We start from the raw sequence: 25594 nt of genomic DNA, 5'->3' as shown, positions 1-25594 counted from the left end.
TGTGTGTCTGAAAAAAGAAACAAGAAACAAGTTGAAGGGAGTAGTTTTATGATCTGGATAATTCCAATCATCGGCGTGATTGCTCTTCTCGTTGCTTTCGGGCTTTCCCGTTTCGTAAAGAAACAGGACGAAGGCAATGACAAAATGAAGGAAATCGCGGCCGCAATTCATGAAGGAGCCCGGGCGTTCCTGTTTTCCGAGTACAAGATGCTCATTATCTTCATCATCGTGGTATTCCTGGCCATCGGCTTCGGAATCAGCGCAACAGAAGGCGCAGCCAGCGGATGGGGCAAGGCAGTATGCTTTATTATCGGCGCTGTGTTCTCCACACTGACCGGTTACGCGGGAATGAACGTAGCCACCAGAGCAAATGTCCGCACGGCAAACGCAGCAAAAGAGAGCGGTATGGTAAAGGCTCTGCAGGTAGCATTCCGGGGCGGCGCTGTTATGGGTCTGTCTGTCGTGGGACTGGGCCTGTTTGGCGTCAGCATGATTTATTTTATTACCGGCAATGCAGACATTCTGTTTGGATACAGCTTAGGCGCTTCCTCCATTGCGCTGTTTGCCCGTGTAGGCGGCGGTATCTATACAAAAGCAGCCGATGTGGGAGCTGACCTGGTAGGTAAGGTAGAAGCAGGTATCCCGGAGGATGATCCCCGTAACCCTGCGGTTATTGCCGATAACGTAGGAGATAACGTAGGCGATGTGGCCGGCATGGGCGCAGACCTGTTTGAGTCTTATGTTGGATCCGTAGTATCCGCGGTATCTCTTGGTATCCTCGCTTTTGGCGAGACGGCAAAGGGTTCCGGCGTGATTGCCGGCGCGCTGTATCCGCTGCTTCTTGCGGCAGTCGGCATCCTGGCGTCCATCTTGGGCGTGTTCCTGGTACGGGGCAAAGAAGGCAAAGATCCTCACAAAGCCATGAATATGGGCACAAATATCGCGAATATCATCACAGTTGTGGTAGCGATCCTCTTAAGCCGTGCGATTCTGGGCACCTTCAAACCGGCCGGCGCAATTATCGCAGGTCTGATTGTAGGTATCCTGATCGGCCAGATTACCGAATGGTATACCTCAGATAAATACAGACATGTACACAAAATCGCGGAACAGTCGGAAACCGGCGCAGCAACCAATATCATCAGCGGTCTGGCTACCGGTATGCAGTCCGCAACACTGCCGATTATCTTCATCGCGGCAGGCATCATCGTTGCTTATGCGTTTGCAGGCGTATACGGAATTGCCCTTGCGGCAGTCGGTATGCTGGCGACCACCGGCAACGTCGTTGCAGTAGATACCTACGGCCCGATTGCGGATAATGCCGGCGGTATCGCAGAGATGTCCGGACTGGATGAAAGCGTGCGTGACATTACGGATCAGCTGGATTCCATCGGCAACACAACAGCAGCCATCGGCAAGGGATTTGCCATCGGCTCCGCAGCGCTGACAGCGCTGTCCCTGTTTGTTACTTATTCCCAGGCTGTAAAACTGAGTGCCATTTCCATCCTTCAGCCTGCAGTTATTGTAGGTCTGTTCATCGGCGCAATGCTTCCGTTCCTGTTCTCTTCCATTACGATGGAAGCAGTGTCAAAGGCAGCATACAAGATGATTGAGGAAGTCCGCAGACAGTTCCATGCAGATAAGGGAATTCTGGAAGGCACCAGCAAACCGGATTACAAAAACTGCGTGGCAATTTCCACACAGGCTGCCTTAAAGCAGATGCTTCTGCCTGGTATCATTGCCATCGTGGTTCCGATTATTGTAGGCGTGCTTCTGGGCTCCGCGGCATTAGGCGGCCTTCTGGCAGGCGCTCTTGTTACCGGTGTAATGATGGCGATCTTTATGTCAAATGCAGGCGGTGCATGGGACAATGCCAAGAAATACATTGAAGCAGGAAACCATGGCGGAAAAGGCAGCGAGCCTCATAAAGCAGCTGTCGTTGGTGATACCGTCGGTGATCCGTTCAAGGATACCTCAGGCCCGTCCATCAACATCCTGATCAAACTTATGACAATTGTATCCCTGGTATTTACTCCACTGTTCGGAGCAGGGATCATTCATCTGTAAAATTATCCGAGCCGGTGCTTTTGCACCGGCTCTTTTTTATAAAATACTATGGAGAAAAAAATAATCTATGGTACACTGGGAGCAGAAAAGAACATTGTCGGACGTAAATTGTGAGAACAGACAGGCAGAACAACAGATGGGGTAAGACAGATGAATTACTGTGAAACAATGGAAGTATTGACGAAGATTCGGAAACAGAGAGGCAGCGTTCCGGGACTGGAAGGCGTCCGGGAACTGGCGCGCCGGCTGAAGGATCCCCAGGATCACATCGGCACCGTTCATATTGCCGGCACCAACGGCAAAGGATCCGTGGGGGCGGAGGTGGCCTCTGCGTTAAAGGAAGCGGGGTACCGTGTGGGCCGTTTTTCCTCACCGGCCGTTTTTGATTATCTGGAACAGTTTCAGATCAATGGAAACAACCTGGAAAAGGAGAAATTTGCGGCGGTAATGACAGAAGTGGAACACTGCTGCCGTGAAATGGAAGAAGAGGGGCTGCCGCATCCCACTGCGTTTGAAATGGAGACCGTGGCCGCCTGGATGATTTTTCTGCGGGAACACTGTGACTGCGCGGTGATTGAGAGCGGAATGGGCGGTACGCTGGATGCTACGAATATTGTGAAGCAGCCGCTGGTCAGTGTGATTACTTCCGTTTCCATGGATCACATGGGAATGCTGGGAGACTCACTGCAGGAAATTGCGGCAAACAAAGCCGGAATCATCAAAGCGGGCTGCCCGGTGGTGACGGTCCGGCAGCATCCGGACGCAATGGGAGTCATTGAACAGACTGCAAAGGAAAAAGGCTGTGAACTGACGGTGGCGGAACTGTCGGAAGCCGCCAATGTGATCGTGGACCGGGAGGGCTGTGCCTTTCAGTATCCGAAGGCCCGCAGCCGGCAGTATGATCTGCCTTTAAGCGGCACTTTTCAGGTGGAAAACGCGGTCTGCGCCATTGAGACCTTGAATGTTCTGAAACGCAGGCTGAGCGGCAGCATCTACCTGCTGAATGACGAGGTCATCCGCAAAGGACTGGAACAGGCCCGCTGCCCCGGCCGTCTGGAACGGATCGGGGAATATCCGGATTTCGTGCTGGACGGGGCCCATAACAGGGGCGCGGCCGCCCGGCTGCGGGAAACGCTGGACAGTGTACGGCGGCATGAGCCTTCGGTATATATTTTCGGTGTGCTGAAAGACAAGGAATACGAAGAAATCATTCGCATCATGTTTTCGAAAAAAGATCGGATTTATACCGTGACGCCGCAGAATGACCGGGGGCTGGACGGAGCGGTTCTGGCGGAGAAGATCCGGGCTGTCGGTTTTCAGGCGAACTACTGCCCGGACATGGATCAGGCGGTGGAACAGGCGGTGGAAGCCGCCGGAAGCACGGGCTGTGTGCTGGCCTTCGGATCCCTGAGTTATCTGCAGGACATCCGGGCGGCGTATCAGCGGTACGCGGAAAGAAATCGGGACCGAAAATAAACAGAAAGAAAAATCATACAGGGGAGAACTGTGGCAGCAATTTTTTTTGACATTGACGGAACCCTGCTGGACAGGGAACACAAAATCGAAGACAGTACAAGGGAAGGAATCCGGCAGGCCAAGGAAAACGGACATCAGGTATTCCTGAATTCCGGCAGGACCAAGGCCTATATTCATGATCCGAACCTTCTTTCTATGGAGTTTGACGGGATTCTGTGCGGGTGCGGGACCCATGTGATTTATCACGGGCAGGATATCGTTTATCATCAGTTAAGCCGGGAACTGGCGGAAAAAACCGTGGATATCTGCTACCGGCATGAGCTTCCGCTGATTATGGAGGGGCGGCACTGGCTTTATATGGATGAAGACATGATCTGCCGGGATCCCTACGGCGCATGGCTTTACCATAAGGAAGCGCCGATTATCCGTCCGATTCGCGGAAACAGTGCCGACTGGGAATGCCAGAAATTTTCCGCGGCAATCCGCGGCCTGAATTACCGGGAGGCAGCGGAAGAATTATCAGAAGATTATCACATCCTGGATCATGACGGCGCGGCTATGGAGCTGGTGCCGAAGGGATACAGCAAGGCAACCGCGATCCGCGCAGTCTGCCGGGCGGCAGGAATTGACCAGACGGAGACCTACAGCTTCGGCGACGGCGCCAATGATGTGGAGATGCTGCAGTACGCCCAATACGGAATTGCCATGGGCAACAGCCGGACACCGGCGCTGGAAGCAGCGGATTATATCACGGATGATATCCATGAGGCGGGGATCTATCATGCCCTGCAGCATTTTCAGCTGATCTGACATGCGGAAAGATTCCGGATGCAGCGCGGAGAGGAATAGAAGGAGAAAGAAAGAGAAAATAAGAGAAAACAGAAGAAAAATTCATATAAGAGCATAAAAAGCAGGAATATACCGTAATATGCAAAGTTGCTTCTCAATGGTAAAAAAACTAATATAGTCTCAGTTGGTTAGCACTCAGATAAAATGAGTGCTAACAAATCAAACCAGATCTTATTCGAAATAAGGAGGACAGCAGAATGAAGTTAGTACCTTTAGCTGACAGAGTGGTATTAAAACAGTTAGAAGCAGAAGAAAAGACCAAATCAGGCATTATCCTTACCGGTACAGCCCAGGAAAAACCCCAGGAAGCAGAAATCATCGCCGTGGGACCTGGAACCAAAGATGTGGAAATGCAGGTAAAGGCAGGAGATAAAGTAATTTATTCCAAATATGCAGGCAACGAAGTCAAACTGGAAGGGGAAGAGTACATCATTGTCCGCCAGGATGATATCCTTGCAGTCGTAGAGTAATGACAGACATATCTGATTTTTTTCTATATTTTTTTTCGGAGGTAATATACAATGGCAAAAGAGCTGAAATATGGAGCAGAAGCCAGAGCTGCACTGCAGGCTGGTGTAGATAAACTTGCAGATACCGTACGTGTCACCCTGGGACCGAAAGGCCGGAATGTGGTATTAGACAAACCCTATGGCACACCGGTGATTACAAACGACGGTGTCACAATCGCGAAAGACATCGAGCTGGAAGATAATTTCGAGAACATGGGCGCGCAGCTGGTAAAAGAAGCTTCCACAAAGACCAATGACGCAGCAGGCGACGGTACCACTACCGCAACTGTCCTGGCACAGGCAATGATCAAAGAAGGCATGAAAAACCTGGAAGCAGGCGCAAATCCCATCGTAATGCGCCGCGGCATGAAAAAGGCAACAGAAGTTGCGGTAAAAGCCATCAAAGAGATGAGCCAGCACGTAAACGGCAAAGATCATATCGCAAAAGTTGCATCGATTTCTGCCGGTGACCAAAACGTGGGCAATATGGTTGCAGACGCTATGGAGCAGGTAACCAATGACGGCGTTATTACAATTGAAGAGTCCAAAACCATGCAGACCGAGCTGGATCTGGTAAAAGGTATGCAGTTTGACCGTGGTTATATTTCCGCATATATGGCAACAGACATGGATAAAATGGAGGCAAATCTGGAAGATCCCTACATCCTGATCACAGACAAGAAGATCTCCAACATCCAGGATCTGCTTCCTCTTCTGGAGCAGATTGTCCAGGCCGGCAAGAAACTCCTGATCATTGCGGAGGATATTGAAGGCGAAGCACTGACCACTCTGATTGTCAACAGACTCCGGGGCACCCTGACCGTTGTAGGCGTAAAGGCACCGGGCTATGGCGACAGAAGAAAAGCGATGCTGCAGGATATCGCAATCCTGACCGGCGGTACGGTAATCTCCGAAGAAGTAGGCCTTGATTTAAAAGAAGCTACCATCGACATGCTGGGCAGCGCAAAATCCGTAAAAGTGAAAAAAGAAGAAACTGTCATTGTTGACGGCGCAGGCGACAAAGATGCCATTCAGGCAAGAATCGCCCAGATCCGCGGCGAGCTGGAAGAGACCACCTCTGATTTCGATAAGGAAAAACTGCAGGAGCGTCTGGCAAAACTGGCCGGCGGCGTAGCAGTCATCCGTGTGGGCGCAGCAACTGAGGCAGAGATGAAAGAGAGCAAATACCGGATGGAAGATGCTCTGGCAGCCACAAGAGCAGCGGTAGAAGAAGGCATTATCGCCGGCGGCGGATCTGCCTACATTCATGCAAGCAAGAAAGTTGCGGAACTGGTAGACACACTGGAAGGTGATGAGAAGACCGGCGCGAAAGTAGTATGCAAGGCGCTGGAAGCTCCGCTGTACTACATTGCGGCAAATGCAGGCCTGGAAGGCGCTGTAATTATTAACAAAGTAAAAGAATCCAAACCGGGAATCGGATTCGACGCAGCTGCGGAAGAATACGTGGACATGATCGAAGCAGGTATTCTGGATCCGGTTAAGGTAACAAGAACAGCTCTGCAGAATGCTACAAGCGTAGCATCCACGCTTCTGACGACAGAGTCTGTCGTAGCAAACATTCCGGAACCGGCTCCGGCTATGCCGGCCGGCGGTGCAGGCGCAGGCGGCATGGGAATGATGTAATGCATCCGCTGTCCGCTGAATGAGATACGAAAAACCCCGAATCTGCCCTTTGAGGATTGCATCCTCAGGGGACAGATCCGGGGTTTTCCTGTGCCGGGAAGGGCGTGCGGAAGGGTGAAGTCTGGCTTGTATCTTACAAATATTTATGTTAGTATCTTTTGTGTATGCCTGCAGACAGGGATACACAGAAGGAATTGATGCGAAACTGCTTCGCACACTTACGAAGGAAACAGGTGGTTTTTTGAGTAAAATAGCGATTTTGACAGACAGCAACAGCGGCATTACACAGGCAGAAGCCGGCAGACTTGGCGTTACGGTGATGCCTATGCCCTTTTTTATTAACGGGGAGCTTTTCCTGGAGGATATTACGCTGACACAGGAGCAATTCTATGAACGGCTCACCGAAGGCGCGGACATTCATACATCCGCACCATCGCCCGCAGACTTTACGGATACCTGGGACAAACTGCTGGAGACCCACGATGAGGTGATCTGCATTCCCATGTCTTCCGGGCTGTCCAGTACCTGCTCGACGGCAACTATGCTGGCACAGGACTATGACGGAAAGGTGTTTGTGGTGGACAATCAGCGGATTTCCGTGACCCAGCGCCAGTCGGTTCTGGATGCCCTGATGCTTGCGAAAGCAGGCAAAAGCGGGCAGGAAATCTATGACGCCCTGATGGAAAACAAGATGGAATCCAGTATCTATATTATGTTAGATACGCTGCAGTACCTGAAGAAGGGCGGCCGCATTACGCCGGCGGCAGCTGCGCTGGGGACTCTGCTCCGGCTGAAACCGGTCCTGCAGATTCAGGGAGAGAAGCTGGACGCTTTCGCCAAGGCCAGAACGGTGAAACAGGCGAAAAGCATTATGATCCGTCAGATCCAGGACGACTGCAGAGACCGATTCGGCTCGGCAGACGGGACAGGCATCCATATTTCCATGTCCTATACCCATGATCTGGATGCGGCGCTGAAGTTCAAGGAAGAAGTACAGCAGGTATTCCCCAATCATGAGATTGTCATGCAGCCGCTGTCTTTAAGCATTTCCTGCCATATCGGACCCGGCTCACTGGCGGTTACGGCCACGAAGGCAATTCCGCTGGATTCCAGAACACAGAAAAAACTGGACAAAGCAGACAAAAAAGAAACCGAAGAAAAAGAAAAAGCAGCCAAACGGGTAGAGCGCGCGGAAAAGCGTGTGGAAAAAGCCGCGGAAAACATGAAAAAAGCGGAAGAAGAGATGAAAGCCGCCCGGGAAGCCGCAGGACAGAAGTAATAAAGGAAACAGGTAATCAAATTGAATTTTGACAAATTAATGAAGGAGCGTGTAGAAAACAACGCCTTTATCCGTCTGGTGGGGATGAAGCTTACGAAGGCATCCGAAGGGTATGCCAGGGGTGAGCTGGAGCTGGATCCCTCCCGCCACGGAAATCCCATCGGTTCCACCCATGGGGGCGTACTGTTTTCCATGTGCGATACCATTGCAGGCACGGCTGCCACGACACGGGGCTATCGGGTGACCACATTGTCCGGAACCATCAACTATCTGAATCCGGCCATGAACTGCCGCAAGTTAATCGGAGAAGCCCGGGAAATCAAAAGCGGGAAAAAAACCGGTGTATATGAAGTGGTACTTACCAATGAAAATGACAAAATCATAGCCTTTGCCACATTCACGTTTTTTCATCTGTCGGTTCTTGAAGACAAGGAACTGCTGGCAGAATAAGGCATTCGGCGTAAACCGGAAGCAAATCATGACGGCCGGCAGTACAGACACAGATCTTTTCCGCCGCGGGAAAACGTGAGAAGAAAAGGTTGTTATTTACAGACAGCAGTGTAATCACACGAAGCTCGAGAAGCAAAAAGGAGGAACTTTTTAATGGTTAAAGCAGTGGTAGGCGCGAACTGGGGAGACGAAGGAAAAGGCAAGATCACAGACATGCTTGCGGAAAAAGCGGATATTATTATCCGTTTTCAGGGCGGTGCCAATGCGGGACATACAATTGTCAACGAATACGGTAAATTTGCCCTGCATACACTTCCTTCCGGGTGTTTTTATTCTCACACAACCAGCATCATCGGCAATGGTGTAGCGCTGGATATTGAAAAACTGATCGGAGAACTGGATGATATCGTCAGCCGCGGTGTGCCGAAACCGAGAATCCTGGTTTCTGACCGGGCACAGGTGGTAATGCCCTATCATGTCCTGTTTGATCAGTATGAAGAGGAACGTCTGGGCGGCAAGTCCTTCGGATCCACAAAGTCCGGAATTGCCCCGTTTTATTCCGATAAATACGCGAAAATCGGATTCCAGGTATGCGAACTGTTTGATGACGATCTGATCCGGGAAAAGGCGCAGACCGTATGTGACAGAAAGAATGTCCTCCTGGAGCATCTGTACCACAAACCGCTGCTGACCGTGGACGGCATCGTGGAAACCTGTAAAAAATACCGTGAGATGATCGCGCCCTATGTCTGCGATGTGTCTTCTTATCTTGCACAGGCCAGAAAAGAAGGAAAAGAGATTCTTCTGGAAGGCCAGCTGGGCACGATGAAAGATCCGGATCACGGCATCTATCCCATGGTGACATCCTCATCCACACTGGCAGCCTACGGCGCCATCGGAGCCGGTATCCCGCCTTACGAAATCAAGCAGATTATTACGGTATGCAAGGCATACTCCAGCGCAGTAGGCGGCGGGGACTTTGTCAGCGAGATTTTCGGTGACGAAGCAGAGGAACTGAGACGCCGCGGCGGTGACGGCGGAGAATATGGCGCCACAACCGGAAGACCCAGACGTATGGGATGGTTTGACTGCGTGGCAAGCAAATACGGCTGCCGCCTGCAGGGCGCTACGGATGTGGCGTTTACCGTACTGGATGTGCTGGGATATCTGGACGAGATCCCGGTGTGCGTCGCCTATGAAATTGATGGCGAAGAGACCACAGAGTTTCCCAACACACCACGCCTGAACCGGGCAAAACCGGTCTACAAAAAGCTTCCCGGATGGAAATGTGACATTACCGGTATCCGGAAATACGAAGATCTTCCGGAGAACTGCCGCAATTATATCGAGTTTATCGAAGAGCAGATCGGATTCCCGATCACCATGGTATCCAACGGCCCGGGCCGTGAGGATATTATTTACCGCAATAAATAATACAGATACAGAGCCGGAGATTTTTCGGATGTATGAAAAAACTGCCGTCCGGGCCGGAATTTTCCGGCCCGGGCGGCAGTCTGCGCAATTGGCCAAAGGGATCCAGACGCTGGGGAGAAGGTGTGTCAGTCAGAGGAGTTCCTGTCTTCTGACGGGGGCAGTTCGTTTTTGGGCGTTTTTTTGGGATCTGCCGGCAGTTCCGGACGGTCACTGCGTCCGGACAGAAGCCGGTAGATAAACGTATAGGCCCAGAGCAGTACCGGGACCACAATCAGGGCCACAAGGGACAGACAGAAGAGGGGAAAGGTGTTCGGGCTGCCGGCGACGGCCAGGATGATTGTGGCGGCAAAAAGGCCGATAATGAGGACGAGGCCCAGAATGGCCAGGATTCGTTTCACTGTTTTCAATAGTTCTTACCTCCGTTTGTTCTATTGTTTCTGATTTGCATCCCCTTGTCAAGAAGAGAGTGCCGGCGAAAACGGCCGGGGACACGGGAGAGGGAGTTACAGGATTGAAAAATAAAAAAAAGTGCGGTATACTGTTTGCTGTGTAACTGCAGAACAGCAGAACTGAAACCAAACACAAAGGAGAACCTCTATGGGATTATTACAGGAGTGGCAGGCAATTGCCTTTAATGAGAAAGCAGATAGAACAGCGCTTCAGGATTTCTGGAACCGTTATTTCCAGCTGGAGAAGGGTGTATATGAAAAGCTTCTGTCCAATCCGGATGAGATTGTAGAAGGAACGGTAAAAGAGCTGGCAGATCGTTTTGACCTGGATGTGATGGCGATGGTAGGGTTCCTGGACGGCATTGACGAGAGTCTGAAGACGCCCAATGACCTGGAAGACCTGACGGAAGATTCCCGGGTCAGCCTGGAATTTGACAAGGAAAAACTTTATAAAAATATGGTAGATGCCAAAGCAGACTGGCTGTATGAACTGCCGCAGTGGAAGGAGATCTTTTCTGAGGAAAAGCGTTCCGAACTGTATCGGGAGCAGAAACAGGCAGGCATCATCCGCAAGGCGCCGAAAGTATACCCAAATGATCCGTGTCCCTGCGGCAGCGGTAAAAAATACAAAAAATGCTGCGGCAGAAACAAGTGAATTCGGCGGCAGAGCTGACATGCGACAGGCGTTTGTGTGCTTGCGCATCGTGAAGGAGAATACTATGAAAATTACATTAAAAGATGGTTCGGTAAAAGAATACGACAGCCCCAGAAGTGTCTATGAAATTGCCCGTGATATCAGTGAAGGCCTGGCCAGAAATGCCTGCGCGGGAGAAATCAACGGCGAAGTGGCGGATCTGCGTACCGTGATCAGCGAAGACGCTTCCCTGAATATTCTGACCGCTGCGGATCCGGAAGGCTTACGTACGGTTCGGCATACCGCTTCCCATGTTCTGGCCGAAGCTGTGAAGCGTCTTTTCCCGGAAGCCAAGCTGGCGATCGGACCGGCGATTGACGAGGGCTTTTATTATGATTTTGACGCGGAACCCTTTTCCAGAGAGGATCTGGACCGCCTGGAAAAAGAAATGAAAAAAATCATCAAAGAGGGGCATGAACTGAAGCGGTTCACTCTGCCGCGGGCAGAAGCCATTAAATTCATGCAGGACAGAAATGAACCCTACAAAGTGGAACTGATCCAGGATCTGCCGGAAGACGCGGAAATTTCTTTCTACGATCAGGACGGATTCGTAGATCTGTGCGCCGGACCGCATCTGATGCGGACCAAAGGCATCAAAGCCTTCAAACTGACCTCTTCCTCCATGGCGTACTGGCGGGGAGATTCGGACCGGGCCCAGCTGCAGCGTATTTACGGCACTGCATTTAATAAGAAAGAGGAGCTGAATGCGTACCTGGAAGACCTGGCGGACCGCCGCAACAGAGATCACAATAAGCTGGGACGCGAGATGGAGCTGTTTACCACAGTGGATGTGATCGGTCAGGGGCTCCCGCTGATGCTCCCGAACGGAACCAAGGTCATCATGAAGCTGCAGCGCTGGATTGAAGATCTGGAAGACCGGGAATGGGGCTATGTCAGAACGAAAACCCCGCTGATGGCCAAAAATGACCTGTATCGGATTTCCGGACACTGGGATCATTACCTGGAAGACATGTTCATTCTGGGCGATCCGCAGGACAAGGATGTTATGGCTCTCCGTCCCATGACCTGCCCGTTCCAGTATTATGTATATAAAAACACACAGAAATCTTACCGGGATCTTCCGTACCGCATGGGAGAGACTTCCACCCTGTTCCGGAAGGAAGATTCCGGAGAGATGCACGGCCTGACCAGAGTCCGTCAGTTTACGATTTCCGAAGGACATAACATTATCCGCCCGGATCAGACGGAGGAAGAGCTGAGCAACTGTCTGAATCTGGCAAATTACGTATTAAAGACCCTGGGTCTGCAGGATGATGTGACCTATCGGCTTTCCAAATGGGATCCGTCAAATAGGGAAAAATATCTGGGCGATGAGGAATACTGGGAAAAATCCCAGGGAGCGCTCCGCCGGATTCTGGTAGAAAATGATCTGCCCTTTACAGAGGCAGAAGGAGAAGCCGCGTTCTATGGCCCGAAGATTGATATTCAGGCAAAGAATGTCTACGGCAAAGAAGATACCATGATCACCATTCAGTTAGACTGTGCGATTGCCGAAAATTTCGACATGTACTTTATCGATCAGAGCGGTGAGAAAGTCCGCCCGTATGTCATCCACAGAACCTCTCTGGGATGTTATGAGCGTACTCTGGCCTGGCTGATTGAGAAGTATGCCGGCATGTTCCCGACCTGGCTCTGCCCGGAACAGGTGCGCGTGCTGTCTATTTCGGAAAAATACGCAGATTATGCCCGTCAGGTATGCGAAGAACTGAAAAAGAACGGGATCGATGCCACAGCGGATAACCGTTCCGAGAAGATCGGATTCAAGATCCGGGAAGCCCGCCTGAAACGCATTCCGTATATGCTGGTAGTGGGACAGCAGGAAGCAGAGAACGGCACCGTGTCTGTGCGCAGCCGCTATGCCGGAGATGAGGGCGTAAAGCCTCTGCAGGAATTCATTGACGCAATCTGCCGGGAGATCCGCACCAAGGAAATCCGTCGGATTGAAGTAAAGGATGAAAAATAGGCATGGATTACAGGATTATTTTTCCTCATCTGCACCTGTATCTGCGGCATGTGCCGAAAAGTATCCATGTATTCGGGTTTGAAATCGCCCTGTATGGAATCGTCATCGCCACCGGCATGGTGCTTGCCACGCTGCTGGTGATGGCGGTGGCCCGCCGGACGGGACAGACACCGGATGACTACCTGAATCTGGCCATCCTGGGCATTATCATTTCCGTGATCTGTGCCCGGCTGTATTACGTGGCTTTTTCCTGGGATCTCTATAAGGATCATCCGCTGTCGATTCTGAATATCCGTCAGGGCGGCCTGGCGATATACGGAGGCGTAATCGGGGCAGTGTTTTCTGCCTGGCTGTATGCGCGGATCAAAAAGTTGAATATGCGGCTGGTATTTGATACGGCGGTTCTCGGCCTGGTCCTTGGACAGATCATCGGCCGCTGGGGCAATTTCTTCAATCGGGAAGCCTTCGGCGGCTATACCGACGGACTCCTGGCCATGCGCCTGCCGGTCAGCGCAGTGCGGGCTTCGGATATCAGTTCGGCGCTGGCGGAACATCAGATGACTATTGACGGCATACAGTACATCCAGGTGCACCCCACCTTTCTCTATGAGTCATTGTGGAACCTGGCACTGCTGATTCTGTTGCTGCTCTGGACCAGACATAAAAAATTCAACGGAGAAGTGTTCTGCCTGTACCTGGTGGGATACGGCATCGGCCGCGCCTGGATTGAAGGGCTGCGTACAGACCAGCTCCTGATACCGGGAACTTCGCTGGCTGTGTCTCAGGTGCTTTCCGTGATTCTGGCGGCGCTTGGCGTGCTTTTGCTGCTGATCGGCCGCCGGGTGCACAGAAGACAGAAAACGGCCGGAACGCAGAGCTGATAAACAGAAAGACGGAAAACAGCCGGACGCAGAGCTGAAAAATTTGAAATGCATAAGAACTGCTGCAGTTGACAGCAGTTCTTTTTTGAAAAAATATATTATATATCTTGCAAAATCATATTCCATATTCCGAAAGCAGATGGTATAATACACCTGACTGAATGCGAAACTGAAATGTCTGAAACAGACAGAAAGGAATAGGAATGAGCGTTTTTGACGAATATAAGCAGAAACTTGTCACCCCGGAAGAAGCGGTAAAACTTGTAAAAGACGGAGACTGGGTGGATTACAGTCAGACCTGTTCTTTCCCGGAAGCCCTGGATGCGGCGCTGGCAGCGAGGAAAGAGGAACTGCGGGATGTCAAGATCCGCAGCGCCATTGCGATGAAGCCGGTGCAGGTGGCGGAATGTGATCCGGAGCACCGGGCGTTTACTTACAATGCCTGGCATTGTTCCGGGTTGGACCGCAAATATGTGGATCAGGGACTGGCCTTTTACAATCCGATGCTGTTCCGCTACAACGGCACCTATTATAAGAAGGGACTGGCTCCGGTGAATGTGGCCATGATCACTGTGACGCCAATGGATGACCACGGATATTTCAGCTATGGACTGACCAACTGCTGTATGCAGGAGATGCTGGATGCGGCAGATCATATTATTCTGGAAGTAAATGAGACGATGCCCCGAATTTTCGGCATGGAAGGGGATCATATCCACATTTCCGAAGTGGATTATGTGGTGGAAAACAATCATCCGATCGGCACGGCTCCGGGCGGCGAAGCCAGTGAGATTGACCGGGCCATTGCGGCAAATATTTTCCCCTACCTGTATGACGGGATCACGCTGCAGATCGGGATCGGCGGTATGCCGAACGCGCTGGGCGGACTGATCGCGGAATCGGATCTGAAAGACCTGGGCATGCACACCGAACTCATGAGCGACGGCTATCTGAAACTGTATCAGGCAGGGAAGATCACAAATAAGAAGAAAAAGATCAACCGGGGCAAGGGCGTGTTCTCTATCTGCAACGGTTCCCGGGAACTGTATGATTTCCTGGATAACAATATTGACATCATGTCCGCCCCCATGTCCTATGTGAACAGTCCAGCAACCATCAAAGCGCTGGATGACTTTGTTTCCATCAACGGATGCATCGCCATGGACCTGTATGGACAGGTATGCTCCGAAACAGCGGGAACCCGTCACATCAGCGGTACCGGCGGACAGCTTGATTTTGTAACCGGCGCCTGTGAAGCGGACCATGGCCAGGCGTTCCTGGCGATGCCTTCCACCCATACTGACAAGCAGGGGGTGGTGCATTCCAATATTATCCCGAAATTCACCGGTGGTGACGTGATTACCACACCCCGGACACAGACCATGTTTATGGCCACGGAATATGGTGTGGTGAACCTGATGGGAATCCCCACCTGGGAGCGGGCAGAACGTGTGATTTCCATTGCCCATCCGGATTTCCGGGATGAGCTGATCCGGGAGGCGGAGAAACAGAAAATCTGGCGGCCTTCCAACAAGCGCGGATTGTAAAAAACAAAAAAGAAAAATCACTTTGATATCATTTCCCGTGAAAAGCATATCCGGGAGCGGTACAGGCCGCTCCCGGATATGCTTTTTTTAATTTCAGGGGAAAATCTGCAAAATCCCCCCACCTTCCTCCACACAGGGCGGACAAATTGTTAAGAATTCCGTACAAAATGTTACAAAAATTACAGCTTGTGGTATGGAAAGCCTGAAAAGCTGCGGGCTACAGTCCGGATACATTCGTGTCAGAAAAATGGCAAACCGTTGAAAATCGGGCATTTTTTTCGATTTTCTTAAGAGAAAAAGACATTGCTTTTTCAGGGGATTCGGGGTAGAATTGTTACAAAAGTGGTTTGAAGTGGTGCCGAAGGGTGGAAAGTGGATAAAGTGGATAAAATTGTGCATAACTTTCACCCGCATCAGCCGTACGCTCCGGAAAGAAGGTGATCTCGATGTTTATGGGACAATACAATCATACCATTGATCCCAAAGGCCGTCTGATCGTGCCGGCGAAATTTCGGGATCAGCTGGGTGACGAGTTTGTGATGACCAAAGGTCTGGATCACTGCCTTTATGTCTATCCCATGAGTGAGTGGGAACAGATTGAGGAACATTTCAACGAGATCATAACCACGGGAAAAGAAGCCCGCAAATTTTCCAGATTTTTCTTCGCGGGAGCCGCTTCCTGTGAAGTGGACAAGCAGGGAAGAGTCCTGATTCCGGGCGTCCTGCGGGAGTTTGCCGGACTGAAGAAAGACACCGTGCTGGCCGGAGTCCGCAACAGGATTGAGATCTGGGATGCGGACCGCTGGATGGCAGAGAACGAATACGAAGATATGGATGAGATTGCGGAGCATATGGCGGAACTGGGACTCGGAATTTAACCGACGGCCGCGGCATCCGCGGCTGTTTTGGCATAGAAGGACACAGGATGGAATTTCAACACAAATCGGTATTGCTGGAAGAATGTATGGAGTGGCTGCTGACAGACCCGGACGGCATATATGTGGACGGGACGCTGGGCGGTGCCGGTCACAGTTATGAGATCTGCCGCAGAATTTCCGAACGGGGCAGACTGATCGGCATTGATCAGGACGCAGACGCGATCCGCGCCGCCACACAGCGCCTGGAACCTTTCCGGGATAAGGTGCGGATCATCCGCAGCAATTATCATGAAATGGGGGAGGTTTTATCCCGGGAGGGAATCCCGGCGGTGGACGGAATCCTTCTGGACCTGGGGGTATCTTCCTATCAGCTGGATGAACAGTCCCGGGGCTTTACCTACCGGGAAGAGGATGCGCCCTTGGATATGCGCATGGATCAGAGACAGAGCCTTACGGCCCGGGACATTGTCAATGGATACAGCGAGGCCGAATTGTGCCGGATCATTCGTGAATACGGGGAAGAACGTTTTGCCAGATCCATTGCGAAGAATATTGTGCAGGCGAGAGAAAAAGAGCCGATTGTCACAGCCGGACAGCTCAATGCGGTGATCCGGCGTTCGATTCCCGCCAAAGCCAGGGAGCATGGCGGACATCCCGCGAAACGGACCTATCAGGCGATTCGGATTGAACTGAATCACGAACTGGAAGTCCTGGAAGAGTCCATTGACGGCATGATTCAGCTGCTGAAACCGGGCGGACGGCTTTGCATCATCACCTTCCATTCGCTGGAGGACAGGATCGTGAAGCAGAATTTCCGCAGAAACGAGAACCCCTGCACATGCCCGCCGGATTTTCCGGTATGTGTATGCGGAAAGGTGTCCCAGGGAAGGATGCTGACAAAGAAGCCGATTCTTCCGGGAGAGGAAGAAATGAAAGCGAACCGGCGCGCCAAAAGCGCGAAACTGCGGGTGTTCGAAAAAGCATCCGTATAGAAGGATGGATTTGTTACAGGTCGTTACATAATAGGAAGTATCACACACAGGAGCAGAAGGACAATGGCTGACAGCAGGAAGAGCAGACCAAAATACCGAATGGTTTATACGGAAGGAAGCGCGGCGCCGAGGCTGGAACCGGTACCGGAGAAAAAACCGGAACCGCCCAGACGCACCCGCAGACAGCAGGAACAGATCCGCGCCCGGCAGAATATTGCCCGGCGCAACCAGCAGCATGCGCTGCGGTTTAACCGGAGCTATCTGCTGTTTCTTGCGGCTGTTGTGCTGATCTGTGTGGTGGGATGTTCCGTCCTTGTCAGCAGGCGCACGGCAGTGACCGCCAGCATGCAGCAGGTGTCTGCGCTGCAGGAAGAAGTCAGCAGCCGGAAAGCGGACAATGACGCGCTGGAGAAGCAGCTCCAGACATCCGTTAATCTCAACAGTGTAAAGAAAAAAGCCAGAAAACTGGGACTTTCCTATCCCAGCAGCAAACAGGTGGTGTACTTTTCCGTGAACCAGAAGGATTATATGACCCAGCTGGAAAAGTCTTCTGACTGACGGAACCCGCGTATCCGACAATCCGTAGGAAAGATCAGAACAGGACGCAAGATTTATGGCCCGAAGAAAAAAAAGAATAAAGAAATTTCACTTAGCACAGCGTATGAAGAAGAAACTGTTTCTTGTTTTTGTTGCCATCGTTGTGCTTATGGTGTTTTTGCTGGCAAGAGTTGCTTTTATACAGCTGCGCAGCGGAGACCGTTATGAAAAAATTGTACTGAGTCAGCAGGAGTACTCCAGTACCACAATTCCATTCCGCAGAGGTGACATTGTAGACCGCAAGGGCACGGTCCTTGCAACCAGTACCGACGTCTACAATGTCATTTTGGATTGCAGTGTCATCACCAGCAAGGACACCTATCTGGATCCCACGCTGAACGCCCTGAAAGAGTGTTTCGGTATTGACAGGGAGAAAGTAAAGTCCTATATCGAAAAACACAAAACCACAAAATATTACAAGCTGGCAAAGAAACTGGCCTATTCCAAGGTGTCTAAGTTTGAAAAACTGCAGAACGATGAGAAAACCGGAGCAAATATCAAAGGCGTATGGTTTGAAAAGGAATATATCCGCAAGTATCCCTATGATACGCTGGCTGCCTCTGTCCTGGGATTTACGACAGCAGGCAATGAAGGAATCGGGGGACTGGAGGATTATTACAATGATACGCTGAATGGTACGGACGGAAGGTCCTACGGCTATCTGAACGATGACTCCACCTATGAGACAACCGTCAAAGAGGCCACCAACGGAGAGAGCATCGTCTCTACCATTGATGTGAATATTCAGTCCATTGTAGAAGATAAGATCAGGGAGTTTGCCAGAAAGTATTCTTCCAACAGCAGTCATACAAACGCCGCGAAGCATATCGGCGTTATTCTGATGGATCCGAATTCCGGGGAAGTGCTTGCCATGGCTTCCTATCCGTCGTTTTCGCTGAACGATCCCTGGAGCCTGACGGATTACTATTCCAAAAGCGAGATCAAAAAGATGTCCGATGATGAGCGGCTGGAAGCCCTCAACGATATCTGGCAGAATTTCTGCACGACCACCACTTACGAACCGGGATCCACATTTAAGCCGTTTACGGTGGCAGCGGGACTGGAATCCGGAAAGCTTACCGGCAATGAGACCTATTACTGCAGCGGGGTAAAGACCATCAGCGGGGAGCAGATTCACTGTGATAACCGCTCCGGCCACGGGACGGAGACGATTGCCCACGCGCTGCGGGATTCCTGCAACGTATCGCTGATGGATATCGGGCTGACGCTGGGGGCAAAGACCTTTTCGAAATACCAGCATGTGTTTAATTTCGGCCTGAAAACGAATATTGACCTGCCGGGGGAAGCCCGGACAGATTCCCTGCTGTATTCCGAGCAGGAATTAAACAAGATCAATCTGGCCACCAATTCCTTCGGGCAGAACTTCAACGTTACGATGGTTCAGGTGATTTCCGCCTACTGTTCCCTGGTGAACGGCGGCAATTACTATCAGCCCCACATGGTATCCAAGATTGAGGACGACAAGGAAAATGTGGTGGAGACGAAGGATGCCACCCTGCTGCGGAAGACAGTGTCCGAATCCACTTCGAAGAAGCTGATTTCCTATCTTCAGGAAGTAACAGGCCCGAAGGGCACCGGCAAAACAGCGAAAGTGAAGGGGTATTCCATGACCGGAAAAACCGGTACCGCGGAAAAACAGCCCCGTGGAAGAGGAAATTATCTGGTATCCTTTGAAGGCGCGGTTCCTGCGAAAAATCCCCAGGTGGCAATTTACTGCGTGGTGGATGAGCCGAATGCAGCCGATCAGGCCCACAGTACCTATGCCCAGGGAATTGTAAAGTCGATTCTCAAGGAAGTGCTGCCGTATATGAATATTCAGAAAGATGAAAAATAATCAGCCGCAGGTCAGGCGGCGAGAAGGAGTATGTTATGTTGACTGTTCAGGTAATTCTGCCGATATTTATCGCGTTTTTTGTGGTTCTGGTTCTGGGACCCTTTGTGATTCCGGCTCTGCAGAAGTTAAAAATCGGCAATACCGAGCGAGAAGAACTGAAATCCCACCAGAAAAAAATGGGAACCCCCTCGATGGGAGGCATTATGATCCTTGCGGGCATGCTGGTGGTTACGCTGATTTATGCCCACAGATACCCCAGAATTCTTCCGGTGATGCTGGTAGCCCTCGGATTTGGGGTCATCGGCTTTCTGGATGATTATCTGAAAGCGGTGAAACACGACAAAGACGGACTGAAGGCAAAACAGAAATTTCTGCTGCAGATCATCGTCGTCGTGCTGTTTCTGATTTACCTGCTGGCGGCCCATGTTTCACTGCAGCTGCGGATCCCTTTTACGGCAGGGAATATGCTGCGCCTTTCCTGGGTTGCGGTTCCCGTGCTTTTTCTGGGAATTCTCGGCACGGTGAACGGCGTGAATTTTACAGACGGCCTGGACGGCCTGGCTTCTACGGTGACACTGCCGGTGGCGGCGTTTTTCCTGCTCTGTTCCCTGCGGTTTGACGCGGGGATCGCGCCGGTGTGCGCGGCAGTGATCGGCGCGCTGCTGGGATTCCTGATGTATAATGTCTATCCGGCAAAAGTCTTTATGGGAGATACCGGCTCACTGGCGCTGGGCGGTTTTGTGGCGGCCTCTGCCTATATGATGCAGATGCCGATTTATATCCTGATTGTGGGACTGATTTACTGGATTGAGATTCTGTCCGTTATGATTCAGGTGACGTATTTCAAAAAGACCGGAGGAAAACGGATCTTCCGGATGGCGCCGATTCATCATCATTTTGAACTGGGCGGATGGTCCGAGGTTAAGGTAGTGGCAGTCTTCTCGGCAGCCACCTTTCTCCTCTGCCTTCTGGCGCTGATTCGCCTGTAACAGAGACAAAGAGACTGGACAACACCCCCATTCCCTGCTTTTGCAGGAGTGGGGGCAGCTATATGTGCATCACTGGAGGAAAAACACATGGATTTTACCAATCGGAAGACAATGGTATACGGAACCGGCATCAGCGGAATTGCGGCGGCAAAGCTGCTTTTGGACAAAGGGGCGCAGGTGCTTCTTTTTGATGAAAATAAAGAACTGGATACCGAAAAGGTCCTGGGGCAGTTTGACGGCAGACAGCCGGAGCTGGTCACGGGAAGCCTTACAGAAGAACAGACAGCGGGAATTCAGCTGGCGGTGCTGAGTCCCGGGATCCCTACGGATCTTCCGCTGGTGCTCCGGCTGAAAGAGCGGGGCATTCCGGTCTGGGGAGAGATTGAATTAGGGTACCGCTGTCAGAAGGGTAAAATTCTTGCCATTACCGGAACAAACGGAAAAACCACCACAACCTCACTCCTGGGAGAGATTATGAAAGCGTCGGGAGCAGATGTGAAAGTCGTGGGAAATATCGGAATCCCCTATACCAGTGAAGTGTCCGATTCCACCGATGATACCGTGACCGTGGCGGAAATCAGCAGTTTTCAGCTGGAGACCATTGATCAGTTTCATCCCAATGTGGCTGCTGTGCTGAACATTACACCGGATCACCTGAACCGGCATCATACGATGGAAAATTATATCCGGGCAAAATTAAACATTGCGAAAAATCAGACAGCAGAGGATGTCTGTGTGTTGAATTATGAGGACGAAATCCTCCGGGACCGGGCCCATGCGCTGCAGGCGAAAATCATCTGGTTTTCCAGCGCCCGTGTGCTGAAGGACGGGTATTATCTGGACGGAGATACGATCTGCTGCGCGGAACAGGGAACCGTAAACAGGATCGTGGAAACCACCGAACTGAATATTCTCGGCCGTCACAACCATGAGAATGCCATGGCGGCAGCTGCCATGGCGCATGCCGCAGGGGTTTCCTTTGATACCATCGCCTCGGTACTCCGCAGCTTTCAGGCAGTGGAGCACAGAATTGAATATGTAACGGAAAAACGGGGCATCCGTTTTTACAATGACTCAAAAGGCACCAATCCGGATGCGGCCATCAAGGGCATTCAGGCCATGGACCGGCCGACTCTTCTGATTGCCGGCGGATACGACAAACAGTCCGATTACAAAGAATGGATCCGGAGCTTTGACGGCAAAGTGAAGAAACTGGTACTTCTGGGCCAGACTGCTGAGAAAATTGCACAGGAGGCAAAGGAACTGGGCTTTACGGATTATGTTTTCGCGGATTCTCTGCAGGAAGCGGTTGACATTTGCTATCAGTCGGCAGAAAATGGAGACACTGTATTGCTGTCTCCGGCCTGTGCAAGCTGGGGAATGTTCCCGAATTATGAAGTTCGCGGACGTATGTTTAAGGAAATGGTGCATGCGTTAAAGGAGTAATGGATCATGAATTTTCTGCGCAGATTGCGGAACCCGGTGAACAATTCCAGATTTTTTGACTACAGCCTGCTGTTTCTTATCATTTTCCTTGTGGGGTTCGGTCTGGTCATGCTGTACAGCGTCAGCTCCTATGAGGCCATGAGCCAGTTTCACGACGCGGCATTTTATCTGAAGCGGCAGCTGCGCTCGGTGCTCATCGGCCTGGTTTTTATGCTCTTTTTCTCCCAGGTTCGCTACACGTTCTGGAAACGGATCGCAAAAGGAGCATATATTTTCTCGATTCTGCTGTGCTTTGCGGTAATTGTAGCGGGTACTTCCTACAACAATTCCCAGCGCTGGCTCAACATCGGCGGCGTGAGTTTTCAGCCCTCCGAGTTCGCGAAAATCGCTGTGATTGTTTTTCTGGCGTCGGTACTGTGCAGAATTCCCAGGCAGATCAGCAGTTTCCGCACGGTGCTGAAGGTGCTGGCCTATCTGATTCCGGTGCTGATTCCGATTGCGGCCACCAACTTAAGTACAGCGATTATCATTGCAGGCATTGCCGTGATTATGATGTTTGTAGTCAGTCCGAAGTATTCGCATTTTCTTGGCCTGATTGTGGCCGGAGCCGGGGCGGCGGGGATCTTTACGCTGCTGGCCGGCTATCGGAGCGTCCGTATTAAGGCCTGGCTCCATCCGGATCAGTATCCCAATGACGTCTATCAGACGCTGCAGGGACTGTATGCGCTGGGATCCGGCGGGCTTTTCGGAAAGGGCCTTGGCAACAGCATCCAGAAAATGAACTATGTGCCGGAAGCGCAGAATGATTTTATTTTTACCATTATTACGGAGGAGCTTGGCCTGTTTGGCGCCATCGGCGTGCTGCTCTTATTCGGCCTGCTGATCTGGCGGTTTATGGTAATCGCCAACAATGCCAGAGATCTCTTCGCCTCTCTGATGGTCATCGGCGTCATGGGGCACATCGCGCTGCAGGTGATTCTGAATATTGCCGTGGTGACCAATACGATTCCCAATACGGGCATAACCCTTCCGTTTATCAGTTACGGAGGAACCTCGGTGATCATGCTGCTGGCGGAGATGGGGCTGGTGCTTGGAGTCTCCAGGTCCATCCCGCTGCACACAGGAGAGAATGCAAAAGAATCGGCGGTACATTATGAACACTAAGAAAACATCCGCACAGAAAAAAATGGCACATCGGATTCGCCGGATGGCGCTGATCATCATCCTGGTTATTCTGGGAGCGCTGACGGTTATTGTGCTGAAGGTTTTTACTGTGAAATCCGTGACTGTCAAGGGAAATACGCTGTATTCGGACAAGACGGTGGAGAAGGCCGTGATGACCGGGAAGACCTCCTGGAATTCCCTGTTTGTCTGTCTGCGGTACCGGTTCGGCAGTCCGGCGCAGATGCCCTACGCTTCCGGCGTGACAGTCAGCATGAAGACGCCCCATGATCTGGTGATTACGGTGGATGAAAAAGAGGCCATCGGTTACGTGGCGCTTTCCTCCGGCAAATCCTTTGCCTATATTGACAAAACAGGCCTGGTCCTGCTGCGGACGGATCAGCCGCTGGACCAGACCATGCGCATCGCGGGACTGAAGTTTTCCGGCGGTACCCTGTACCAAAAGCTGAAAATCAGCAACAACGAGGCCCTGAACGATTTGCTGAGCATCTCCCGCCTGATGAAAAAATATAAGATCATGCCGGATGCGGTGCTGGTAAAAGCGGACGGCACCTATCTGCTGGATTACGGAAAAGTGCAGGTGGATCTGGGAGATACGGTTTATCTGAATGAGAAGATTGTCCGGGTACAGAATATCCTGCCGAAGATCAGAAAAAGAAAACTGACGGGAACGCTTCACATGGAGACATGGACAGAAGCCACCACAGATATTTATTTCAAGAAAAAAGAATTGACGGTCTGGTCGGGGAAAAGCACGGTGGACAGCACGGCAGAGAGCAGCAAAAAAGACACCTCGGGCAGCAGCAAAAAAGGTACTGCAGACAGCAGCAGAAAAAGTGCCGCAAAGACCGGCACCGGACGCACGGCAGAGTCTTCCGGCGCCGACGGACAGGAAAACTGACGGAACACCTGCCGGAATGCCGGCTTTTTTCCGGCGCTTCCGCCGGCAGCAGGCATTTGGTTCCTCCGAATGCAATTTATGTGCCGGAGGTTCGGAAAGCAGCGGATATATTTGGGAAAAGTAAAATTATATGTTGAATAATCAGGGAAAAGATTATATTATTATCTTGACTGTTTTCGCTTAAAAATGCGGAACTGCAAGCTGAATTATTTCGTTTTCAGGATATAGAAGGAGGAAACAGACGTGCTGGAAATTACAGACATTCAGACGGAATCCAATGCCAAGATCATTGTGTTAGGTATTGGCGGTGCCGGCAACAATGCCGTGAACCGTATGATAGATGAAAATATTGGCGGTGTGGAATTTGTCGGTGTGAATACGGACAAACAGGCCCTGGCTCTTTGCAAGGCTCCGACACTGATCCCCATTGGAGAAAAACTGACCAACGGCCTGGGCGCCGGCGCCAGACCGGAAGTGGGCGAGAAGGCAGCCGAGGAAAGCAGCAGCGAACTGGCTGAGGCGATTGAAGGCGCGGATATGGTATTCGTCACCTGCGGTATGGGCGGCGGTACCGGTACCGGCGGTGCCCCTGTGGTAGCCAGAATGGCAAAGGAAAAAGGCATTCTTACCGTCGGTGTGGTAACCAAGCCGTTTCGTTTCGAAGCCAAGGCACGTATGAAAAACGCGCTGGCCGGCATCGAAAAGCTGAAAGATTCGGTGGATACACTGATTGTGATCCCCAATGACAAGCTGCTGGAGATTGTTGACCGCCGCACCACTATGAAAGACGCCTTAAAGAAGGCAGATATTGTACTTCAGCAGGCGGTACAGGGAATCACGGACCTGATCAACCTTCCGGCCCTGATCAACCTGGACTTTGCGGATGTAGAGACCGTTATGAGAGACAAGGGACTGGCACATATCGGAATCGGATCCGCCAGCGGCGACGACAAGGCGCTGGAAGCAGTGAAGATTGCTGTGGAAAGTCCGCTGCTTGAGACCAATATCAAGGGAGCCTCCCATGTCATCATCAATATCTCCGGCGATATTTCCCTGATGGATGCCAACGACGCGGCAAACTATGTCCAGGATCTGACCGGCGAAGATGCCAATATCATCTTCGGCGCGAAATACGACGACACCGCAGAGGATTCTGTTCAGATCACTGTCATTGCCACCGGCCTGACGGATGAAAAGGAAATCGATGTCCCCGGCCTTGGCAGAAGAACAGCCGCAGCGGCTCCGGAAGCTGCGCCCCAGCAGAGCGCGCCCCAGAGCACAGCGATTCCGACGGAACCGATCGGCGCAAGGATTCCCCAGCCCAAACCGGCCAAGGATATTTCCATACCGACCTTCCTGAAAAATCCCAGAAAATAGTATCCCGAACGGTTTCCAGAATTCCTTCGAACGATTTCAGGAGAAACATGCTGTGCGTGTTTCTCCTTTCTTCAGTTGCAGACACAGGGACCCTTGGAAGAAGGGTCTGCGGAT

22 protein-coding genes are annotated in these 25594 nt (G+C 51.5%); 21 read left to right on the top strand and 1 reads right to left on the bottom strand.

The features are described 5' to 3' along the window. Window positions 1-48 precede the first annotated feature (48 nt). From CXIVA_RS01435 to CXIVA_RS01400, 8 genes are all read left to right on the top strand, one after another. On the top strand, window positions 49-2067 hold the full coding sequence (locus CXIVA_RS01435; protein WP_013976224.1) for a sodium-translocating pyrophosphatase: 2019 nt from the start codon (window positions 49-51) through the stop codon (window positions 2065-2067). A 150-nt stretch (window positions 2068-2217) separates the two neighbouring features. Next, window positions 2218-3543 (top strand): folylpolyglutamate synthase/dihydrofolate synthase family protein, encoded by a 1326-nt coding sequence (locus CXIVA_RS01430; protein ID WP_013976223.1) that lies wholly within the window; start codon window positions 2218-2220, stop codon window positions 3541-3543. A 30-nt stretch (window positions 3544-3573) separates the two neighbouring features. Continuing rightward, window positions 3574-4353 carry a Cof-type HAD-IIB family hydrolase gene (locus CXIVA_RS01425; protein WP_013976222.1) on the top strand — a complete coding sequence of 260 codons (780 nt, stop codon included), beginning with the start codon at window positions 3574-3576 and terminating at the stop codon, window positions 4351-4353. A 236-nt stretch (window positions 4354-4589) separates the two neighbouring features. After that, window positions 4590-4862 (top strand): co-chaperone GroES, encoded by a 273-nt coding sequence (locus tag CXIVA_RS01420; protein WP_013976221.1) that lies wholly within the window; start codon window positions 4590-4592, stop codon window positions 4860-4862. Window positions 4863-4913: 51 nt separating this feature from the next. Then, window positions 4914-6545 carry a chaperonin GroEL gene (gene groL, locus CXIVA_RS01415; RefSeq protein WP_013976220.1) on the top strand — a complete coding sequence of 544 codons (1632 nt, stop codon included), beginning with the start codon at window positions 4914-4916 and terminating at the stop codon, window positions 6543-6545. Window positions 6546-6786: 241 nt separating this feature from the next. Continuing rightward, window positions 6787-7824 carry a DegV family protein gene (locus CXIVA_RS01410; RefSeq protein ID WP_083835045.1) on the top strand — a complete coding sequence of 346 codons (1038 nt, stop codon included), beginning with the start codon at window positions 6787-6789 and terminating at the stop codon, window positions 7822-7824. Window positions 7825-7845: 21 nt separating this feature from the next. Further along, on the top strand, window positions 7846-8274 hold the full coding sequence (locus CXIVA_RS01405; RefSeq protein WP_013976218.1) for a PaaI family thioesterase: 429 nt from the start codon (window positions 7846-7848) through the stop codon (window positions 8272-8274). Window positions 8275-8427: 153 nt separating this feature from the next. After that, on the top strand, window positions 8428-9708 hold the full coding sequence (locus CXIVA_RS01400) for an adenylosuccinate synthase (RefSeq protein ID WP_013976217.1): 1281 nt from the start codon (window positions 8428-8430) through the stop codon (window positions 9706-9708). A 125-nt stretch (window positions 9709-9833) separates the two neighbouring features. Here CXIVA_RS01400 and CXIVA_RS13990 read toward each other — a convergent pair whose 3' ends face one another. Next, entirely contained in the window at window positions 9834-10115 is a 282-nt protein-coding gene (locus CXIVA_RS13990; protein WP_013976216.1) for a hypothetical protein, read from the bottom strand. 190 nt (window positions 10116-10305) lie between these two features. Here CXIVA_RS13990 and CXIVA_RS01390 point away from each other — a divergent pair, with 190 nt between their 5' ends. From CXIVA_RS01390 to ftsZ, 13 genes are all read left to right on the top strand, one after another. Beyond that, window positions 10306-10812, top strand: a complete 507-nt coding sequence (locus CXIVA_RS01390) for an SEC-C metal-binding domain-containing protein (RefSeq protein ID WP_013976215.1) — start codon at window positions 10306-10308, stop codon at window positions 10810-10812. Window positions 10813-10876: 64 nt separating this feature from the next. Beyond that, entirely contained in the window at window positions 10877-12835 is a 1959-nt protein-coding gene (gene thrS / locus CXIVA_RS01385) for a threonine--tRNA ligase (RefSeq protein ID WP_013976214.1), read from the top strand. Window positions 12836-12837: 2 nt separating this feature from the next. Then, window positions 12838-13716, top strand: a complete 879-nt coding sequence (gene lgt / locus CXIVA_RS01380) for a prolipoprotein diacylglyceryl transferase (RefSeq protein ID WP_013976213.1) — start codon at window positions 12838-12840, stop codon at window positions 13714-13716. A 203-nt stretch (window positions 13717-13919) separates the two neighbouring features. After that, window positions 13920-15263 carry an acetyl-CoA hydrolase/transferase C-terminal domain-containing protein gene (locus CXIVA_RS01375; protein WP_013976212.1) on the top strand — a complete coding sequence of 448 codons (1344 nt, stop codon included), beginning with the start codon at window positions 13920-13922 and terminating at the stop codon, window positions 15261-15263. A 446-nt stretch (window positions 15264-15709) separates the two neighbouring features. Then, window positions 15710-16141 carry a division/cell wall cluster transcriptional repressor MraZ gene (gene mraZ / locus CXIVA_RS01370; RefSeq protein WP_013976211.1) on the top strand — a complete coding sequence of 144 codons (432 nt, stop codon included), beginning with the start codon at window positions 15710-15712 and terminating at the stop codon, window positions 16139-16141. Window positions 16142-16188: 47 nt separating this feature from the next. After that, the gene (gene rsmH, locus CXIVA_RS01365) at window positions 16189-17133 is read left to right on the top strand and encodes a 16S rRNA (cytosine(1402)-N(4))-methyltransferase RsmH (RefSeq protein WP_013976210.1); all 945 of its coding nucleotides are present in this window, start codon (window positions 16189-16191) and stop codon (window positions 17131-17133) included. Between the two features lie 63 nt (window positions 17134-17196). After that, the gene (locus CXIVA_RS01360) at window positions 17197-17691 is read left to right on the top strand and encodes a hypothetical protein (RefSeq protein WP_013976209.1); all 495 of its coding nucleotides are present in this window, start codon (window positions 17197-17199) and stop codon (window positions 17689-17691) included. A gap of 103 nt (window positions 17692-17794) precedes the next feature. Continuing rightward, window positions 17795-19585, top strand: coding sequence for a penicillin-binding protein 2 (locus CXIVA_RS01355; protein WP_242822903.1), 1791 nt, complete (start codon window positions 17795-17797; stop codon window positions 19583-19585). Window positions 19586-19623: 38 nt separating this feature from the next. Next, on the top strand, window positions 19624-20574 hold the full coding sequence (gene mraY / locus CXIVA_RS01350; RefSeq protein WP_148267832.1) for a phospho-N-acetylmuramoyl-pentapeptide-transferase: 951 nt from the start codon (window positions 19624-19626) through the stop codon (window positions 20572-20574). An 87-nt stretch (window positions 20575-20661) separates the two neighbouring features. Beyond that, the gene (gene murD / locus CXIVA_RS01345; RefSeq protein ID WP_013976206.1) at window positions 20662-22020 is read left to right on the top strand and encodes a UDP-N-acetylmuramoyl-L-alanine--D-glutamate ligase; all 1359 of its coding nucleotides are present in this window, start codon (window positions 20662-20664) and stop codon (window positions 22018-22020) included. Window positions 22021-22026: 6 nt separating this feature from the next. Beyond that, window positions 22027-23184: a putative peptidoglycan glycosyltransferase FtsW gene (locus CXIVA_RS01340; protein WP_013976205.1), complete on the top strand. Its 1158-nt coding sequence runs from the start codon at window positions 22027-22029 to the stop codon at window positions 23182-23184. Next, on the top strand, window positions 23174-24103 hold the full coding sequence (locus tag CXIVA_RS01335; protein ID WP_013976204.1) for a hypothetical protein: 930 nt from the start codon (window positions 23174-23176) through the stop codon (window positions 24101-24103). The genes CXIVA_RS01340 and CXIVA_RS01335 overlap by 11 nt, the downstream gene beginning before the upstream one ends. Window positions 24104-24346: 243 nt before the next feature. Further along, window positions 24347-25480: a cell division protein FtsZ gene (gene ftsZ, locus CXIVA_RS01330; RefSeq protein ID WP_013976203.1), complete on the top strand. Its 1134-nt coding sequence runs from the start codon at window positions 24347-24349 to the stop codon at window positions 25478-25480. Window positions 25481-25594 lie beyond the last annotated feature (114 nt).

The sequence above is a fragment of the Clostridium sp. SY8519 genome (genome assembly GCF_000270305.1).
Taxonomy (GTDB): Bacteria; Bacillota; Clostridia; order Lachnospirales; family Lachnospiraceae; genus SY8519.
Note: the sequence above shows the minus strand (reverse complement) of the source record. Positions and strands in the feature narration are given on the sequence as shown.

Excerpts from the sequence above, each read along its gene's own strand:
- groL (WP_013976220.1), top strand. The coding sequence starts at position 4,914 with ATGGCAAAAGAGCTGAAATATGGAGCAGAAGCCAGAGCTGCACTGCAG.
- rsmH (WP_013976210.1), top strand. The coding sequence starts at position 16,189 with ATGGAATTTCAACACAAATCGGTATTGCTGGAAGAATGTATGGAGTGG.
- lgt (WP_013976213.1), top strand. The coding sequence starts at position 12,838 with ATGGATTACAGGATTATTTTTCCTCATCTGCACCTGTATCTGCGGCAT.
- CXIVA_RS01340 (WP_013976205.1), top strand. The coding sequence starts at position 22,027 with ATGAATTTTCTGCGCAGATTGCGGAACCCGGTGAACAATTCCAGATTT.
- CXIVA_RS01375 (WP_013976212.1), top strand. The coding sequence starts at position 13,920 with ATGAGCGTTTTTGACGAATATAAGCAGAAACTTGTCACCCCGGAAGAA.
- CXIVA_RS01390 (WP_013976215.1), top strand. The coding sequence starts at position 10,306 with ATGGGATTATTACAGGAGTGGCAGGCAATTGCCTTTAATGAGAAAGCA.
- CXIVA_RS01430 (WP_013976223.1), top strand. The coding sequence starts at position 2,218 with ATGAATTACTGTGAAACAATGGAAGTATTGACGAAGATTCGGAAACAG.
- mraZ (WP_013976211.1), top strand. The coding sequence starts at position 15,710 with ATGTTTATGGGACAATACAATCATACCATTGATCCCAAAGGCCGTCTG.
- murD (WP_013976206.1), top strand. The coding sequence starts at position 20,662 with ATGGATTTTACCAATCGGAAGACAATGGTATACGGAACCGGCATCAGC.
- CXIVA_RS01335 (WP_013976204.1), top strand. The coding sequence starts at position 23,174 with ATGAACACTAAGAAAACATCCGCACAGAAAAAAATGGCACATCGGATT.
- CXIVA_RS01360 (WP_013976209.1), top strand. The coding sequence starts at position 17,197 with ATGGCTGACAGCAGGAAGAGCAGACCAAAATACCGAATGGTTTATACG.
- thrS (WP_013976214.1), top strand. The coding sequence starts at position 10,877 with ATGAAAATTACATTAAAAGATGGTTCGGTAAAAGAATACGACAGCCCC.
- CXIVA_RS01420 (WP_013976221.1), top strand. The coding sequence starts at position 4,590 with ATGAAGTTAGTACCTTTAGCTGACAGAGTGGTATTAAAACAGTTAGAA.
- CXIVA_RS01435 (WP_013976224.1), top strand. The coding sequence starts at position 49 with ATGATCTGGATAATTCCAATCATCGGCGTGATTGCTCTTCTCGTTGCT.
- CXIVA_RS01400 (WP_013976217.1), top strand. The coding sequence starts at position 8,428 with ATGGTTAAAGCAGTGGTAGGCGCGAACTGGGGAGACGAAGGAAAAGGC.
- CXIVA_RS01355 (WP_242822903.1), top strand. The coding sequence starts at position 17,795 with ATGAAGAAGAAACTGTTTCTTGTTTTTGTTGCCATCGTTGTGCTTATG.